The 14,174-nt window shown below is 43.7% G+C and carries 18 protein-coding genes and 1 pseudogene; 9 read left to right on the top strand and 10 right to left on the bottom strand.

The genetic code is table 11. From position 1 onward, the window contains the following. Positions 1 to 49 precede the first annotated feature (49 nt). Entirely contained in the window at positions 50 to 289 is a 240-nt protein-coding gene (locus tag V7K48_RS10335; protein ID WP_334725213.1) for a hypothetical protein, read from the top strand. A gap of 63 nt (positions 290 to 352) precedes the next feature. Continuing rightward, the gene (locus V7K48_RS10330; RefSeq protein ID WP_335072057.1) at positions 353 to 610 is read left to right on the top strand and encodes a hypothetical protein; all 258 of its coding nucleotides are present in this window, start codon (positions 353 to 355) and stop codon (positions 608 to 610) included. A gap of 63 nt (positions 611 to 673) precedes the next feature. Here the strand turns inward: V7K48_RS10330 and plsY are convergent, their stop codons facing one another. Both plsY and V7K48_RS10320 read right to left on the bottom strand, forming a co-directional pair. Further along, a complete protein-coding gene (gene plsY / locus V7K48_RS10325; RefSeq protein WP_335072055.1) occupies positions 674 to 1,351 on the bottom strand; it encodes a glycerol-3-phosphate 1-O-acyltransferase PlsY in 678 nt (225 codons plus the stop codon). Positions 1,352 to 1,575: 224 nt separating this feature from the next. Continuing rightward, complete coding sequence (locus V7K48_RS10320; RefSeq protein WP_335072053.1) at positions 1,576 to 2,856, bottom strand: DUF3086 domain-containing protein; 1,281 nt, start codon at positions 2,854 to 2,856, stop codon at positions 1,576 to 1,578. Between the two features lie 88 nt (positions 2,857 to 2,944). On the opposite strand from V7K48_RS10320, the gene V7K48_RS10315 reads away from it, so the two are divergent. Next, entirely contained in the window at positions 2,945 to 3,166 is a 222-nt protein-coding gene (locus V7K48_RS10315) for a hypothetical protein (protein ID WP_335072051.1), read from the top strand. Here V7K48_RS10315 and V7K48_RS10310 read toward each other — a convergent pair. Then, positions 3,163 to 3,549: a DUF3119 family protein gene (locus tag V7K48_RS10310; RefSeq protein ID WP_229454297.1), complete on the bottom strand. Its 387-nt coding sequence runs from the start codon at positions 3,547 to 3,549 to the stop codon at positions 3,163 to 3,165. The two genes, V7K48_RS10315 and V7K48_RS10310, sit on opposite strands and share 4 nt — an antisense overlap. Positions 3,550 to 3,676: 127 nt before the next feature. Continuing rightward, a complete protein-coding gene (locus tag V7K48_RS10305) occupies positions 3,677 to 4,471 on the bottom strand; it encodes an MlaE family lipid ABC transporter permease subunit (protein ID WP_334975397.1) in 795 nt (264 codons plus the stop codon). Between the two features lie 469 nt (positions 4,472 to 4,940). Between V7K48_RS10305 and V7K48_RS10300 the strand changes: the two genes are divergently transcribed. The 4 genes from V7K48_RS10300 (at position 4,941) to V7K48_RS10285 (ending at position 7,760) form a co-directional block, all read left to right on the top strand. Further along, positions 4,941 to 5,237 carry a hypothetical protein gene (locus tag V7K48_RS10300; RefSeq protein WP_334975399.1) on the top strand — a complete coding sequence of 99 codons (297 nt, stop codon included), beginning with the start codon at positions 4,941 to 4,943 and terminating at the stop codon, positions 5,235 to 5,237. A gap of 541 nt (positions 5,238 to 5,778) precedes the next feature. After that, on the top strand, positions 5,779 to 6,600 hold the full coding sequence (sppA, locus tag V7K48_RS10295) for a signal peptide peptidase SppA (protein WP_335072049.1): 822 nt from the start codon (positions 5,779 to 5,781) through the stop codon (positions 6,598 to 6,600). 123 nt (positions 6,601 to 6,723) lie between these two features. After that, positions 6,724 to 7,137, top strand: a complete 414-nt coding sequence (aroH, locus tag V7K48_RS10290) for a chorismate mutase (protein ID WP_335072047.1) — start codon at positions 6,724 to 6,726, stop codon at positions 7,135 to 7,137. Positions 7,138 to 7,208: 71 nt separating this feature from the next. After that, positions 7,209 to 7,760, top strand: coding sequence for an opioid growth factor receptor-related protein (locus V7K48_RS10285; RefSeq protein ID WP_335072045.1), 552 nt, complete (start codon positions 7,209 to 7,211; stop codon positions 7,758 to 7,760). Positions 7,761 to 7,986: 226 nt separating this feature from the next. On the opposite strand, the pseudogene V7K48_RS10280 reads toward V7K48_RS10285, so the two are convergent. The 4 genes and pseudogenes from V7K48_RS10280 to V7K48_RS10265 all read right to left on the bottom strand — a co-directional run bounded on the left by V7K48_RS10280 (position 7,987) and on the right by V7K48_RS10265 (position 8,797). Beyond that, positions 7,987 to 8,172: pseudogene (locus V7K48_RS10280) on the bottom strand (hypothetical protein). 17 nt (positions 8,173 to 8,189) lie between these two features. Continuing rightward, positions 8,190 to 8,384: a hypothetical protein gene (locus tag V7K48_RS10275; RefSeq protein ID WP_335072043.1), complete on the bottom strand. Its 195-nt coding sequence runs from the start codon at positions 8,382 to 8,384 to the stop codon at positions 8,190 to 8,192. 136 nt (positions 8,385 to 8,520) lie between these two features. Then, positions 8,521 to 8,670, bottom strand: a complete 150-nt coding sequence (locus V7K48_RS10270) for a hypothetical protein (RefSeq protein WP_335072041.1) — start codon at positions 8,668 to 8,670, stop codon at positions 8,521 to 8,523. Between the two features lie 13 nt (positions 8,671 to 8,683). Further along, positions 8,684 to 8,797, bottom strand: a complete 114-nt coding sequence (locus V7K48_RS10265) for a hypothetical protein (RefSeq protein ID WP_335072085.1) — start codon at positions 8,795 to 8,797, stop codon at positions 8,684 to 8,686. Positions 8,798 to 8,938: 141 nt separating this feature from the next. On the opposite strand from V7K48_RS10265, the gene V7K48_RS10260 reads away from it, so the two are divergent. After that, positions 8,939 to 9,163: a DUF433 domain-containing protein gene (locus tag V7K48_RS10260; RefSeq protein WP_335072039.1), complete on the top strand. Its 225-nt coding sequence runs from the start codon at positions 8,939 to 8,941 to the stop codon at positions 9,161 to 9,163. Positions 9,164 to 9,180: 17 nt separating this feature from the next. Here V7K48_RS10260 and crtR read toward each other — a convergent pair whose 3' ends face one another. Continuing rightward, a complete protein-coding gene (crtR, locus tag V7K48_RS10255) occupies positions 9,181 to 10,071 on the bottom strand; it encodes a beta-carotene hydroxylase (protein ID WP_335072083.1) in 891 nt (296 codons plus the stop codon). Positions 10,072 to 10,449: 378 nt separating this feature from the next. Between crtR and pyk the strand changes: the two genes are divergently transcribed. Continuing rightward, positions 10,450 to 12,219 carry a pyruvate kinase gene (gene pyk, locus V7K48_RS10250; protein WP_335072037.1) on the top strand — a complete coding sequence of 590 codons (1,770 nt, stop codon included), beginning with the start codon at positions 10,450 to 10,452 and terminating at the stop codon, positions 12,217 to 12,219. A gap of 120 nt (positions 12,220 to 12,339) precedes the next feature. Here pyk and V7K48_RS10245 read toward each other — a convergent pair whose 3' ends face one another. Then, positions 12,340 to 14,121 carry a M61 family metallopeptidase gene (locus tag V7K48_RS10245; protein ID WP_335072035.1) on the bottom strand — a complete coding sequence of 594 codons (1,782 nt, stop codon included), beginning with the start codon at positions 14,119 to 14,121 and terminating at the stop codon, positions 12,340 to 12,342. Positions 14,122 to 14,174 lie beyond the last annotated feature (53 nt).

The raw sequence follows: 14,174 nt of genomic DNA, 5'->3' as shown, positions 1-14,174 counted from the left end.
ATTCTAAATACATGTAAATATAAAGAAAAGCTTAAGAGGTTACAGACTCATGGTGACTGCTAAAATGATGCAACAGCTCTGGGCTGTAATCGAATCTACCCAGGTCAGCACCCTGCTCCAGTTTGACGATGCTGCTTTAGTACAATTGCTTCTCCAGCAGTTAAAAGTTAAGCAGGGGATTGATGCTCAAGCAGATAGCACCCTAAATACTTATATAAAATCTAAACTGCCCCTGATTCGCGATACGGCTGAAGGTCGATTATCCTTCGGGCAAGGCGGCAATGATTAGTACGAAAAATCAAATGATTGCTCACTGCCAAGCATACGCTCAGATTTCAAACAGTGGAATATTATGAATCACTGGCTAGTAATTGCCCTGGTAGCTTATCTAATTGGAGCAGCGATTGAAGGGGTGAGTACAGCCAGTCAGTTATCTCATTCAGTGCCAGAACTAGCTAAAAGTACACAAGCTGATCATTCAGATCCTGCCACTGGGCCTAGTTCGAGTTGGCGAGTTGTGGCCGCCATCGCCTCAGTAAGTATCTGTGGAGCTTTTTTGTGGCCTTGCCGCCTTTTCCACCGTTTAATTAAAGGCAACGTTAGTTCGTAAGCCTAGCCCCGGCTAAAGGCACGGAGGCAAAAAATAAAAATATATCTATTTGCAGTTGGTCAATTATGCAGTTTGTTCTGGTGTCGCCACATTTTGCCCAATTTTTGGCTCAGTTCCGGCAAGCAGTCGTTCAATATTAGTGCGATGGCGCAAAATCACATATAATCCACCGGCAATCCCAAACAGAATGTAGGGTAACGGTTGATGCAAAACTACCATGAAAATGGAAACAGCGATCGCACCTACAATTGAACTCAAAGAGACAATCTGTGATATCGCCACAACAACGGCAAACACACCCGCTGTTGCTAAACCTACCTGCCAACTCATTGCCAACAAAATCCCCAAGCTGATAGCAACAGATTTACCACCAGTAAAGCCTAAAAAAATTGATTTACTATGTCCCAGGATGGCAGCTAACCCAACTAAAGTTACTAACCAAGGTTGCCACACTTGTGCATCTACCGGTGGGGGGATAAAATTTTGACTGGGTGCAAAATGGAACAACCAGTAAACTAGAGTGATTGCTAATACTCCTTTTAAGGAATCAAGTACTAAAACCAATGCTCCTGGCCCTTTCCCCAAGGTTCTTAGTACATTAGTTGCGCCAGTAGAACCTGAACCAACTTCCCGAATATCAATACCTTTTAACTGCTTCACAGCAATGTAGCCAGTGGGAAAAGAACCCAGCAGGTAAGCTATGACCACAATTGCCCCACATCCAGTTAACCAAATAGCCATAATATAATTCAAAATTTACGCATTCAAAATTCAAAAAGTCCAGAAAAATACTTTTTGACTCTGGACTATAGCGTTTTTCTTTTGTATGCAATACACTCTAACCTCACTTCCATTCCTCTCTTCTAAAAAGAAAGAGGCTTTGAATTTTACTCCCCTTCCCGATAAGGGAAGGGTTGGGGGTTAGGTCTCTATTAAACTCAACACAGAAGCGCTATATTGACTAATTAAAAGTCGTCATCATAGTTTCTCACTGTTTTAGGGTCAGGAGCAAAGGCTAACCACAGAGGAAATTGCAGCAGTGACAAACTGATTTGCTCTTCGGAATCATCAATAATAATTAAGGGCAGTTGATTGGCTTTCGTCAATCGGTCTGCTTTCTGAGCGACAGCATCAGATGCCTCAAATAATACCACACCTCGGTCTGGCCCAAAATCTGGGCGACCGATTCCCAGACAGTCTTGCAAGCCGCGTCGCCATTCACCTAATCGCTCCGGTGTATTAGCTAAGACTAAAGTCCGGGTGCGATCGCCATACAGCTTGTGTAATATCGAAATTGCAGCTGAGGCAATTAGGATATTCTGTAAGCGGCTACCCATTGTCCGCAAACCACCCCGTCCCCCTTGGGTAAAAAACCAGTTGGAGACTCGTTCAGCGTGGACTGGTTCAAAAGTGCGACGCAGTTGCCACGCCGGTCCGTAGTAATCTGGTTTATTGCGGTATTGGTCAACTAGGCGGCGAATTTGCTTTGTAGTATCTTGAAACTGCTGTTGGGCAAATTGCGGTATTCCAGCTTGGGGTTCAACTGATTTAGCCTCTTTTTCTTTTACAGATGGTTTTTCTCGTTCCACCACACTTGGTGTCAGTTGCAACTGTTCAGCAGTAGCGGCCAAATCCTGTAAGCTACCTGTGAGATAGTCTTTAAAACCCTGCACCCGAATTGCCAAGTCTTGAGATGCACCAGCAAAAGTGGTTCGCATCTCGTTGCGGATACGTTCTTGACGGCGTTCTAGTTGTTCTACAGAAATTTGCAGGGTTTGTTTACGTTGTTCTAACTGCACTAACGACTCTTGCACAAGTCGTCCTAGTGAGGTTTGAGTTTCACTCACTTGTGCCTGAAGGTTTTTGTAAGAAGCTTGCAGCTTGGCTATTTCTTCCTTGAGAGCTGCTTGAGCGCTCTGCAACTCTGCCACTCGCTGCTCTGCTTGTGCATATAATGAATAATTTCCTGCTCCTATTTCTGACCCCAGTGAGACATTTTCCGCTTCTAACTGCGCTACAAACTCGCCATTTGAATTTTCTGTTAGCTCTACTGTAGAATCTACCACTTCTGCATTGGAAATGAGTGGCTCAAAAGTTGTGTAATCTTCTGATGAGCTAATGGCTTCTGTTTCTACCACTGACTCAACAGATGAATTTACTGGACTTTCAACTGGATTATTCTGTTCTTGTTTTTCTGCCAACCGCTCATCAATTGGTTCTGGGGTTTGAGATGCCTCTGGGTTCATAAACAATAGTGTAATTCCTATGACGCGAATAAATAGCTTTCAGAAATATTACAATTGACCTGCCATAAAAGTCCTGAGTCATGAGTTATTGAAGTTCAGATGCCTGCGGCAAGTCCTCCTGGTTAAACAGTTTCCTAAGGCAGGAAACCCGCTGACAGGACTGTTTCACCACCAAGTGTTTACGGCAAAAGCCGCCGCTCTACGCCAGTTGCTTTCCGACGCAAGCGCGATTGTTTGCACTGGCTCGACTTCTGGCGCTCGTTATGAGTCTAGATCAAAAAGACTCAGCACTGATGGCACTCAGCACTAAATACGCGGACAACGTTGTTCTAAGCAAGTTTTCAAGGTGTTGGGGTCAAATAAAATCGGCAAAAAGTGAATACTTTTAATTTCTTTAAAGTAAAACAGAATGGGGACTCCATTCCAAAATATCCGCCAGTTTTGCCATTCCTGGTAGGGAAAGCGCCGAATCAATTTTTCGCCTCTGTAAATATCTAAGTCGGTGGCGGTAAATTGCAAACGCAGCGTTAACGCCTGAAACATGAGAAACAAACCAAACAGTGTGAAAACAAAGCCTACCCACGGTTGTACCAACAGTAGTGGAATAGCCGCAATCACCAACACTATAGGTATATTGTAACTAGGCTTGAGTTCCACAGTTGATGTGGAGTTAGGAGCAAATGAACTGGTCACAGTCTTAAATCCTGCTTTATTTAGTAGGCATCTTTCTTATTTTAGGAGTCAGGAGTCAGGAGTTAGGAGTCAGGAGTTAGGAGTTTTAATTTATAACTCTTAACTCTTAACTCCTAACTCATCACTTTTATAAGCCTAGGAATGCACTGCCAGTCCCCTGAAACATTAACCAAGAAAGAAAGAAATTGCTAATAAATATAATTAGCAAGGCAGTCACAACAGCTGTTGTGGTTGACTGTCCTACACCTTTGGCTCCTCCTGTTGTCGTCAATCCCCAACTGCAACCAATTACGGCGATAAAAATGCCAAAGCAAAACGCCTTAATCATGGCGCTAAAAATATCCCAAACACCAAGAAAGCTACGGGCTGAATCTAAAAATACCGTATCAGACAGGTTGTAGATATTTGTCGCAACTATTAATCCCCCAAACATCCCTGTTACCAAAGACAGGAGGGTTAAAATTGGTAGCATTAAACAGCAAGCAAGGACGCGGGGGATAACTAGGTAATCGATTGGATCTGTTCTTAACATCAACATGGCATCGATTTGTTCTGTAACCCGCATGGTACCGATTTCTGCTGCAAAGGCAGAACCGACTCGCCCTGCCAAAACCACTCCTGTCAACACGGGAGCTAGTTCTCGTGTCAACGCTATGGAAAGCACTCCGCCAATAACGTTTCCTGCGCCAAAGTTGATAAATTCCCGCGACACCTGAATGGTAAACACTGCGCCAACGGAAATAGCCGTCAATAGTGCAATAAATAGGGAATCTGGCCCAACTGCTGCCATTTGTTCCAAGGTGTTGCGCCGATGGATTTTGCCCTTTAATAGGTGAACTAGTACTTGCCCACCCAGAAAAATCGCTGCCAGCAGCCGCTGACTCCATTCTCCTAAACTGGATTTGGATGTAGTCTGGTTCAATGTTCTGTAGCTAACTCGGTAACTGCCTTAAGAATAGCGGAAGTCATTGAGAATAGGAAATGGGAATTGGGCATGGGGCATGGGGCATGGGGGAAAGACTTCTGCAACCTTGCTCCTCTGCTCCCCTGATCTCTCTGATCTCTCTGATCTCCCTCATTTCCCCTATACCACCAATGGGGCTGAACATTAACTTAGATTAAAGATGCTCTCAGAAAATGAAGCTGTTATTAAACGTGCTGCAAACCAATAAATAGGTGCTAACCTTGGCTATAACCTAGAATTTGCAAGGGTTTTGTAGATTTAAGTCATTTTTAATATCCCCAGCATGTGCTGTAACTGGTAGCCGTTTCTTTTAATGAAAACTTAAGATTTTTGACAGATTGTCTGCTCCCAAGCGATCGCACGTATTGTAGAAAATGACAAACCGCTATCGGGCTATTGTCATCTCTACTCACGGAGTTTGTCCTAAATGACTATTTTCACTAACTTTCTCCGCTCTCTACTACTGACGATCATTTTTAGTTTTGTCGCTCCCATGTTCCTAGTTGGCGGCGGATTGCTCCTTCTATCCCTCATCGGTCACTTCCCTGGCTTACAAGAGTTCACTCAGGCGATCGCTACTCAAATTATGCATTTTCTCGCCACCTTTGGCAGTGGAACTCCTCTACGCGGATTATTTGTAATTAGCTTGACCTGTACTTTCGTCGGGGCACTGTTTGACATGTACGTTTATTATCGGTGTCAAATTTTACGAATAGATTCATAAGTAGTGAAAATAGCTTTGTCAGATGCTCATCAGCCGTACAAGAGAGGAAAAAGTGATATTTTCACAAGTGAAAGTACTACTGGTCTTAACCTAAATAGGGATTAGTGTTGCTGAATGGATTTTTATTAATTAAATTGAGTCCCATTATTAATTAAATATTTATTATTCATTAGTTATTAGTTATTAATTACTGACGACTAGTGCCGATGCGCGACCTGATAGCAAACCCCTGATAAAAAAGTCATAAAGGTAAAATACCAAGAGTTTTGGAATTTTGAATTTCGCAAAATAGCTAAAATTATCTGTACTAAATCATCACGTTGAACGCTAGACTAGAGTTTGGCATTTTGTGTTAGCTGCAATCTTTAAGGACTTGATTAGTATTCATTGAGAATATCAAATAAAACTCACTGCAAAATATAAAAATTTCCTTAAAATCCTCATGAACACAACGCCTGCTCATGTTTCTTAACGAGCAAAGCAGGTCGTCTGACTGCTGGGCATCTTATATTGAGTTTATTACGAGGTATGTTTACAGCTCATGGTTTGGCCGTTTAAGCCCAAGTTTAGAAAACAAATTGCGCGGATTGAAATTACTGGTGCGATCGCCGGTGCTACTCGCAAACGCGTCCTAGAAGCCCTGAAAACTGTAGAAGAAAAAAAGTTTCCGGCATTATTGCTACGTATCGATAGCCCTGGCGGTACAGTCGGAGATTCTCAAGAAATCTACAGCGCCCTAAAGCGTTTGCGCGAAAAAATCAAAATCGTCGCTAGCTTTGGCAATATTTCGGCTTCTGGAGGAGTCTACATCGGTATGGGAGCTGAACACATCGTAGCCAACCCAGGTACGATTACGGGTAGTATTGGTGTGATTTTGCGTGGGAATAACTTGGAACGCTTGCTAGAAAAAATCGGTGTTTCCTTCATGGTAATAAAGTCTGGCCCTTACAAAGACATTTTGGCTTTTGACCGGGAACTGACTCAACCAGAAGCAAACATCTTGCAAGATTTGATTGACACAAGTTATCAGCAGTTTGTCCAAACGGTAGCTGATGGCCGTTCTTTAGCAGTAGAAACTGTGAAAAGTTTCGCCGATGGTCGGATTTTTACTGGACAGCAAGCCCTAGAGTTGGGTGTTGTAGACCGCCTGGGCACAGAAGAAGATGCCCGCCGCTGGACAGCAGAACTGGTCGATCTTGATCCGGAAAAAACTCTCTGCTATACCCTAGAAGAACGTAAACCCTTATTGAGTCGCCTTCTACCAGGGAGTCGTCAGTTTTCATCAGGAATTGGGGCTGGTATTGATTGGCTCGAATTTGAAATGTCTACTAGTGGTTTACCCTTGTGGTTATATCGACCCTAGTATGAGTTAGGAGTTAGGAGAGACGCGATTAATCGCGTCTCTACAGGAGTTATGAGTTAAAAATCTAACTTCTCATTCTCAACTCCTAATTCCTCACTTTTGTGTTTTAAGGAGGATTTTGGCGTGGAGTGGCAAATGCGGGCTATTCGCGGAGCAACAACTGCTTCAGAAAATACTGTTGAGGCAATCCGAGAGGTGGTGACAGAAATATTAGATGAGCTGGAAAACCGGAATCAATTCCAGCCGAGGGACATGATTAGTGTGACTTTCTCTGTGACACGCGATTTGGATGCAGTTTTTCCAGCTGCGATCGCTAGAGCGCGGACTGGTTGGGATAATGTGGCCATGTTGGATGTGCAGCAAATGCATGTCGAAGGTAGCTTACAGCGCTGCATTCGGTTTTTAATCCACGCCTATCTGCCAGCCTCCGCCTCAATACATCATATCTATTTACGCAACGCCGCTAGCTTGCGTCCCGACTGGAGTTTGCCTCAATCATTACAAGCATCACAGCAAGCTGTTAAGTCAAAAGTGTAAATTACTTAAAAAAAATCATGTCAAAAAAGCACGAAATAAACTATTGATGTTGATTTGTGAGGTAGTTTGAAATGAATTATCAAAAACAACTCACTGCAATACTTGTTCCATTCTACTTAGGGGAGCAACAAGATTCCGCAGGTCGGACAATTCAAGAGATGTGGACTTGGGATTTTGAAAAATTGGAGTGCGCCCATGATTACATTCAGTGGTTGTTCCCTTTGCCTGAGCGAAGTGCATTCAACTGTGATACACCCATCGTTGATGAGGAAGTAATTCAAGCATTTCAAAGCAACCCACACCTACGTCAAAATTTGCTGCGCTCCTTCACAGTCATGCTTCAGTTTTATGGATTGCAACGTCACCAGAGTAATGACGGAAAAATAGTTGTCAGCCAGTCAGAAGACTATCCAAATCGGAAACGCGAATGGGTCTGTATATTTGACCACAATTATCTTCGCATCACCCGGATCTTAAAGTGCTTAATCACATTTGGATTGGAGAATGAAGCCCAAGCGTTTTATGAATGCTTGCGGCAAATCTACCGTGAAAATAGTGATCAGATTGGAGGTGAAACATTTCAGTATTGGACAATTGCAGTTAAACCCAATGTGACAATGTAACAATCTCGTTAGATGCCGATGGGATTGAGATGGTTGATTAAGACTGAGAGCCTGATGTACTTTGAGGCTATCTGTAAGTGATCGCGTCTATTATAAAGTTGTATCCACATCTCTTGAATCGTCCTGCTGTTCCTCAATTTCCAAATCCAGAGCAAACATCAAAGCTTATTTGATTTTGAGTAGTGTTTCATATGGCAATTCGTCCAGTTTAAGTTATAACAACACTTCACCAGGTTTTAGGTTCATCAATCAAATCCAATACTTCTTGTTCAACTACTCTCGAACGAAGAATATCTAAAGCATTTTGGTCTGCCATTTCAATAATCTCTGCAAGGCATTGCCGCACTTGTTGAGCAATATCAGGTTTCTATTGGCGTAGTTTTATATAGAGTTCTTGGACTAAAACATCCATTTCAGTTTCTTTTACTCTTAAGTTCCTGAAACTACTATCAAATTATTCGTCGCATTCGCTTGAAATTCACTGGAATTTTCTGTTTGAGTGAATTCGTCAAACAGTTTGAAAAACTGATCTAGTGCAGTGTGTTCATCTTGGGAGAAAAATAGAATAATCTGATCCCAAATCTGCTTGGAAGTTAAATTAAATTTCTGCTGATACCGTTTCACTTTAAGATTGATACAAATAGGCAGCAGGGGGGCAGGGCGCAGGGAGCAAGGGGAAAGAATTAAAGACCAATCATTTGTATCATGCATTTCGTGAAATGGTATGAATCCAGATTTGAAATTCTGAAAATTGCTTTTATTATCGTCTTTGAGCGATTACGATTACTATCTGGCGACGGGCAAAGCAGTAACCTGCCAAAAAAGTGCGAAGATTGGATATGGAAGTTCGTCCCAAATATATAGCAGGACGTTTCCGAATATTGTAGATTAAGTCATATAAATCAACCATCTGTCCCTCTAGCTTAAAATTCGGTTTCGATGATTTGGAAATTGCCGCCTAAATCTTGGGCAGGGCAGTATAGGTTATTAATCCAATCTACTCTGGAAATTCCTTCGGTGTGAATGTTGTCAAAGATGAGTTCTTGTTCATCAATTTCAATGGCGATCGCTTTATGTCATCCATTAATGGAAACGTTTTGTCAGAGGCGTTCATGGTAGATTTTCCAAACAGCGAGAGCTACGATCAAAAAGTAGTCTGTGGTTGACAAGCTAACTATATGACATCCACATCGCGTGTTGTTCATAGCAACCCCAATATATTGGGAGGAACCCCTGTTTTTGTTGGTACTCGTGTGCCAATAAAAACCTTGCTCGATTATTTAGAAGCGGGTGACTCACTGGATGAGTTTTTAGATCATTTTCCTAGTGTCAGCCGTGAGCAAGCGATCGCCGCTCTCGAATTAGCGAAGGAAATGCTAACCGCCTATGCGAATTCTGCTTGATGAGTGTGTTCCGCACTCTATTCTTTGTGGTGATGAAACCGAATTCCTAAAAAAATGTCATAAACAAACTCAAAAAAGTCCTTTTTTTGTAACAATCCTGAAGTTTGATAACAGCCTTTTTTATCTAACAGGGGCTTCATTACATAGTATGCAGGCTGATAATTATACCAAGGGATAGAAGGCCACAAATGATGAATTAAGTGGTAATTCTGTCCCATAATCAAGATATTCAGAACTGGGTTGGGATAGACGCGAGCATTTTTCCAGCGATCGCGCTCCGCAAAAGGACGATGGGGCAAATAGTCAAAAAATAATCCCAGTGCTATCCCCACCACAAAAGCCGGTATAAACCAAAAATTCAGAATGTAACCCAAAAAGTTGTATTGCACTGAAATATAAACAATTACACCGACAATCAAACGGCTGATGAACCATTCTAATAGCTCATATTTACGCCATAGTCGCCGTTGAAAGAAAAACACCTCGTGGTACAGAAACCGCACTGCAATCAGCCACAGTGGGCCACCTGTAGAGACATAATGATCTGGGTCGTCTTTAGGATGATTGACATGACCATGATGCTGTAAATGTACCCGCGTAAATACTGGAAAAGCAAAAGCTAGCATCAACGCACTGCCATGCCCTAACATCCCATTAATCACCCGGTTTCGATGGGCAGATTGGTGACAGGCGTCATGAATTACCGTTCCAGCACAATGCAAGGCAATAGTGTTAACGCTAAAGCACAGCCAGTGCGGCCATTCCCAAAGCCAGTAACCAAAGCTAGATAAAACCAGCATTGCCACAGCTACAAAAAACAGCACTAGCGTAGGATTGAAATCACCAGGAGGCGCTAAAAATTCCTTGGGTGGGATTGTCAGTGGCTTTTGTGCCTCCGATGCGATCATTTCTAACATTGACTCCTTCTTTATCAAACATTACAAATATACGATAAAGATTATGGAATAATAAATTTTTGTAAATTTTTGTAAAGCAAGATTTATCTACAGCTTTGCATATCACTAGATGAATAACGCTATGATTCCAGACGAGGCCTAGTCTTTACTGAGAAGTGGGGTATGACAATTGGCAAGAAGTTGATCGGATAACTCCTTCGTGGGGAGGATGGATACAAGATTGATGTACTATATGTAGTTTATCCCACAGTTCCCACTCTCCCATAAACCCTCTCTAACTGCTTATATCTATTGATATAGCAGTGACTGAAAAGGAGATGCCACTTAAGGTACGATGACTTCCCAGATAGCTCCCTAACTTCAGCCCCTATGCAATTAAGAGATTCTCTGCGCCGGACAAAAATTGTCGCTACTATTGGCCCCGCCACTAGCAGTCCTGAAATGCTCAAGGCGATTATTGAAGCGGGAGCCACGACGCTGCGGCTAAACTTCTCCCACGGAACTCATGCCGATCATCAGCGTAGTATTCGCTTAATTCGGCAAACCGCCTTTGAATTAAATCAGCCAGTGGCTATTCTCCAAGACTTGCAGGGCCCAAAAATTCGCTTGGGGAAGTTTGACAACGGGTCTATAGTTCTGGCAAAAGGCGATCGCTTCACCTTGACAAATCGTCCAGTGGTAGGTATGCAGGATATTAGCTGCGTCACCTATGATTATTTAGCCGAAGAAGTCCCGGTTGGCGCAAAAATCCTCCTTGATGATGGACGAGTAGAAATGCTGGTGGAGGAGATTAACCGGGACAAAGGTGATTTGCATTGTCGCATCACTGTGCCTGGTAAACTTTCTAACAATAAAGGCGTAAACTTTCCCGGCGTTTACCTGTCAATTAAAGCAATGACCGACAAAGACCGAGAGGATCTGATGTTTGGTCTGGATCAGGGTGTAGATTGGGTGGCACTTTCCTTTGTCCGCAATCCGCAGGACATGATCGAAATTAAAGAGCTAATTTCTAGCATAGGCAAGCAAGTGCCAGTGATTGCCAAAATTGAAAAGCATGAGGCCATTGAACAAATGGAGGCGGTTCTAGCTTTATGTGATGGTGTGATGGTTGCCAGAGGCGATTTAGGCGTGGAATTGCCAGCAGAGGATGTCCCCGTACTCCAAAAGCGGCTAATTGCCACAGCAAATCGCTTGGGGATTCCCATCATCACTGCTACTCAGATGTTAGACAGCATGGTGAGCAATCCCCGTCCCACTCGCGCTGAAGTGTCGGATGTAGCAAATGCGATTTTAGATGGTACGGACGCGGTGATGCTCTCCAATGAAACCGCTGTGGGTAGCTACCCTGTAGAAGCAGTGGCGACGATGGCGCGGATTGCCGAACGTATGGAGCAGGAAGAAGCCCAACACTTAAACTTACGTTCTTTGAGAGATGCCCGACGCTCCATTCCCAATGCAATTAGTCAAGCTGTAGGTCAAATTGCCGAACAACTAGGCGCAGCGGCAATCATGACTCTAACGCAAACCGGGGCAACAGCTCGCAATGTCTCTAAGTTCCGTCCCCAGACACCGATTTTGGCAGTGACACCCCATGTAAATGTGGCGCGACAGCTACAAATGGTGTGGGGAGTAAAACCGCTGTTGGTGCTAGGATTACCTTCCACTGGTCAGACATTTCAAGCTGCGATCAACGTCGCTCAGGAACTTAAGTTACTGTCTCAGGGAGATTTAGTAGTGATGACCGCTGGCACACTCCAGGGAATTTCTGGCTCCACAGATTTGATTAAGGTAGAGGTGGTGACGGCGGTACTAGGTCACGGAATTGGGCTCGGACAAGGTTCAGTAAGTGGTCGCGCTCGGGTGGCTAATACTGGCATGGATGTTAGTAACTTTAATCCGGGAGACATATTAGTTGCACCCCGCACTAGTGCTGATTTTGTAGAGGCAATTCGGAAAGCTGCCGGGATTATTACCGAAGACGAAAGTCTCACAAGTCACGGAGCAGTGATTGGCTTGCGTCTCGGTGTGCCAGTGATTGTCGGCGTAAAGCAGGCAACGCAGGTGATTCGGGATGGGGCGATTATAACGCTGGATCTACAACGGGGTTTGATTTACTCTGGGGCAGTGAGAACGCCTTAGGATTAGGGACTGGGGACAAGGGGGACAAGGAGAAGAGTTTTTCTAATGCCCCATGACGCCACTTGCTTTAAGTTGGCAGAGCCGCCCAACGCAGTGGCTCCCCAATGCTGAATGCCTTGATCAAACAGTTGCGAGCACTACCCCAAGCCATCCAGCAAAGTTTTGCTGCTGTGTGGAGTCAGGATGCTCAACAGGTTTTACCTGATACCGAGTGGGACGTGGTGACACGAGGGTGATGGAATAGGTACGCAGTTCGTCTTGGTGGAAAACTGTGACTTCAATTTTATCGTTTGGTTGGTAATCTTTGAGGCGATCGCCTAAGCAACCTGCCACTACCTTAATCCCATCAATCGCTAGTAACTCATCACCTGCATCAATTCCCCCTATTTGTGCAGGTGAACCCGCCTCCACAAACTTAATCATCTCCCGCCCATTCTCTGTATTTATTCTCATACCCAGGTAAGGTTCTTCCTGCTGATCAGCTACCAACTGCAAGCCAAAGGGTTGTAAATACTGATTAAAAGGCAAATCCTCAGTACTATCAATGTAGCGTTTAAAGAAATCTGTCAAATCGATTCCGGCGACAGATTCTATAACTTTCTGTAACTGTTCTGGGGTATAGCCAATTTCAGCTTGCCCAAATTGCTGCCACATTTTCAGCATTACATCATCGAGTGAGCGCTGATTGTGGTGAGTAGAGCGAATCAGTAAATCCAGCAACAACGATACCATTTCTCCTTTTAAATAGTAGGAAATTTGGGAATTACCGCTATTGGCATCCGGGCGATAGAGTTTTATCCAGGCATCAAAACTCGACTCAGAAACGGGTTGTACCTTGCGCCCCGGTGTCGTTTTATATCTGGTAATTTCCTTGCCCAAGTTATTCAAATACGACTGAACATCAAAAATTCCTGCCCGCAAAGGAATTAACAAGTCGTAGTAACTAGTAGTACCCTCACAAAACCACAATGATGGTGTGTAGTTTTCCTGGTCGTAATCAAAAACCTCTAATGCTTTGGGGCGAATTCGCTTGACATTCCACAAGTGAAAGAACTCGTGTGCTACCAATTGGATAAAGCGATCGTACTTATCCTGAGCGCGAAACCCAAAACGCTGGTAAATTAAGGAGCAAGAGTTTTTATGCTCCAAACCGCCAAAAGCTTGGCTAAATAAATGTAGTAGAAACACGTATCGTTCATAGGGCAAACCACCGAACATCTGCGCTTCTACCTGGACAATTTTTTGGATATCAGCAATCATCTGCTGGGCTTGGAAATTTCCCTGTCCCCAGATTGCCAGTTCATGAGGTTTTCCCAAAACCTCAAATTTATACAATTGGTGGCGACCAATCTCAAAGGGAGTATCAACAAGAGTATCAAAATCGCCAGCCAAGAAAGTATTTGTTTCTTCACCAATGGGTGGCAAGGCAGTAGTTACCTGCCATTCCAGGCGTGGCGGTACGATAGTGACGCGAATGGGTTGGTTCTCCCAGCCCGTTATTCTAAAAAATAGTGCTGCACCGTTGAAATAACCGTGGGTAGCATCTAAGTGATTTGTCCGTACCGATAGCTCATTCGCAAAAATGCGGTAACGTACAGTTAATTCTGAAACAGCCTTTTTATCTACCTGCCAGTGATTTTTACTGATCTTCCGCCAAGGTAAAGGTTTACCCTCTGCAAGAGCCACAAAATCCTGTAAATTCTTGGCGTATTCGCGGACTAAGTAGGAACCAGGTGTCCACACTGGTAGCTTTAAATCGAGAATCGGCGAGTGGTAATCCACAAGGCGTAAAGTCACCTCAAACAGATGGGTTTCTGGTTGAGACATTGCCACCAGGTAATGAATCGTTGGCCTGGTTTCCTGAACGTTAGTTTTGAGATGAGGTGCTGTTACTTGAGTCATCTTGTGTGCTGAGTTAATAGCAATGATTAATGGGATTGGTGATTTCTCCTATC

Source organism: Nostoc sp., assembly GCF_036919615.1.
Taxonomy (GTDB): domain Bacteria; phylum Cyanobacteriota; class Cyanobacteriia; order Cyanobacteriales; family Nostocaceae; genus Nostoc.
The sequence above is the reverse complement of the archived record's forward strand: the minus strand, read 5'-3'. Positions and strand labels throughout refer to the sequence as shown.

Excerpts from the sequence above, each read along its gene's own strand:
- V7K48_RS10335 (WP_334725213.1), top strand. The coding sequence starts at position 50 with ATGGTGACTGCTAAAATGATGCAACAGCTCTGGGCTGTAATCGAATCT.
- V7K48_RS10330 (WP_335072057.1), top strand. The coding sequence starts at position 353 with ATGAATCACTGGCTAGTAATTGCCCTGGTAGCTTATCTAATTGGAGCA.
- plsY (WP_335072055.1), bottom strand. The coding sequence starts at position 1,351 with ATGGCTATTTGGTTAACTGGATGTGGGGCAATTGTGGTCATAGCTTAC.
- V7K48_RS10320 (WP_335072053.1), bottom strand. The coding sequence starts at position 2,856 with ATGAACCCAGAGGCATCTCAAACCCCAGAACCAATTGATGAGCGGTTG.
- V7K48_RS10300 (WP_334975399.1), top strand. The coding sequence starts at position 4,941 with ATGACTATTTTCACTAACTTTCTCCGCTCTCTACTACTGACGATCATT.
- sppA (WP_335072049.1), top strand. The coding sequence starts at position 5,779 with ATGGTTTGGCCGTTTAAGCCCAAGTTTAGAAAACAAATTGCGCGGATT.
- V7K48_RS10285 (WP_335072045.1), top strand. The coding sequence starts at position 7,209 with ATGAATTATCAAAAACAACTCACTGCAATACTTGTTCCATTCTACTTA.
- V7K48_RS10270 (WP_335072041.1), bottom strand. The coding sequence starts at position 8,670 with ATGGTTGATTTATATGACTTAATCTACAATATTCGGAAACGTCCTGCT.
- V7K48_RS10260 (WP_335072039.1), top strand. The coding sequence starts at position 8,939 with ATGACATCCACATCGCGTGTTGTTCATAGCAACCCCAATATATTGGGA.
- crtR (WP_335072083.1), bottom strand. The coding sequence starts at position 10,071 with ATGATCGCATCGGAGGCACAAAAGCCACTGACAATCCCACCCAAGGAA.
- pyk (WP_335072037.1), top strand. The coding sequence starts at position 10,450 with ATGCAATTAAGAGATTCTCTGCGCCGGACAAAAATTGTCGCTACTATT.
- V7K48_RS10245 (WP_335072035.1), bottom strand. The coding sequence starts at position 14,121 with ATGACTCAAGTAACAGCACCTCATCTCAAAACTAACGTTCAGGAAACC.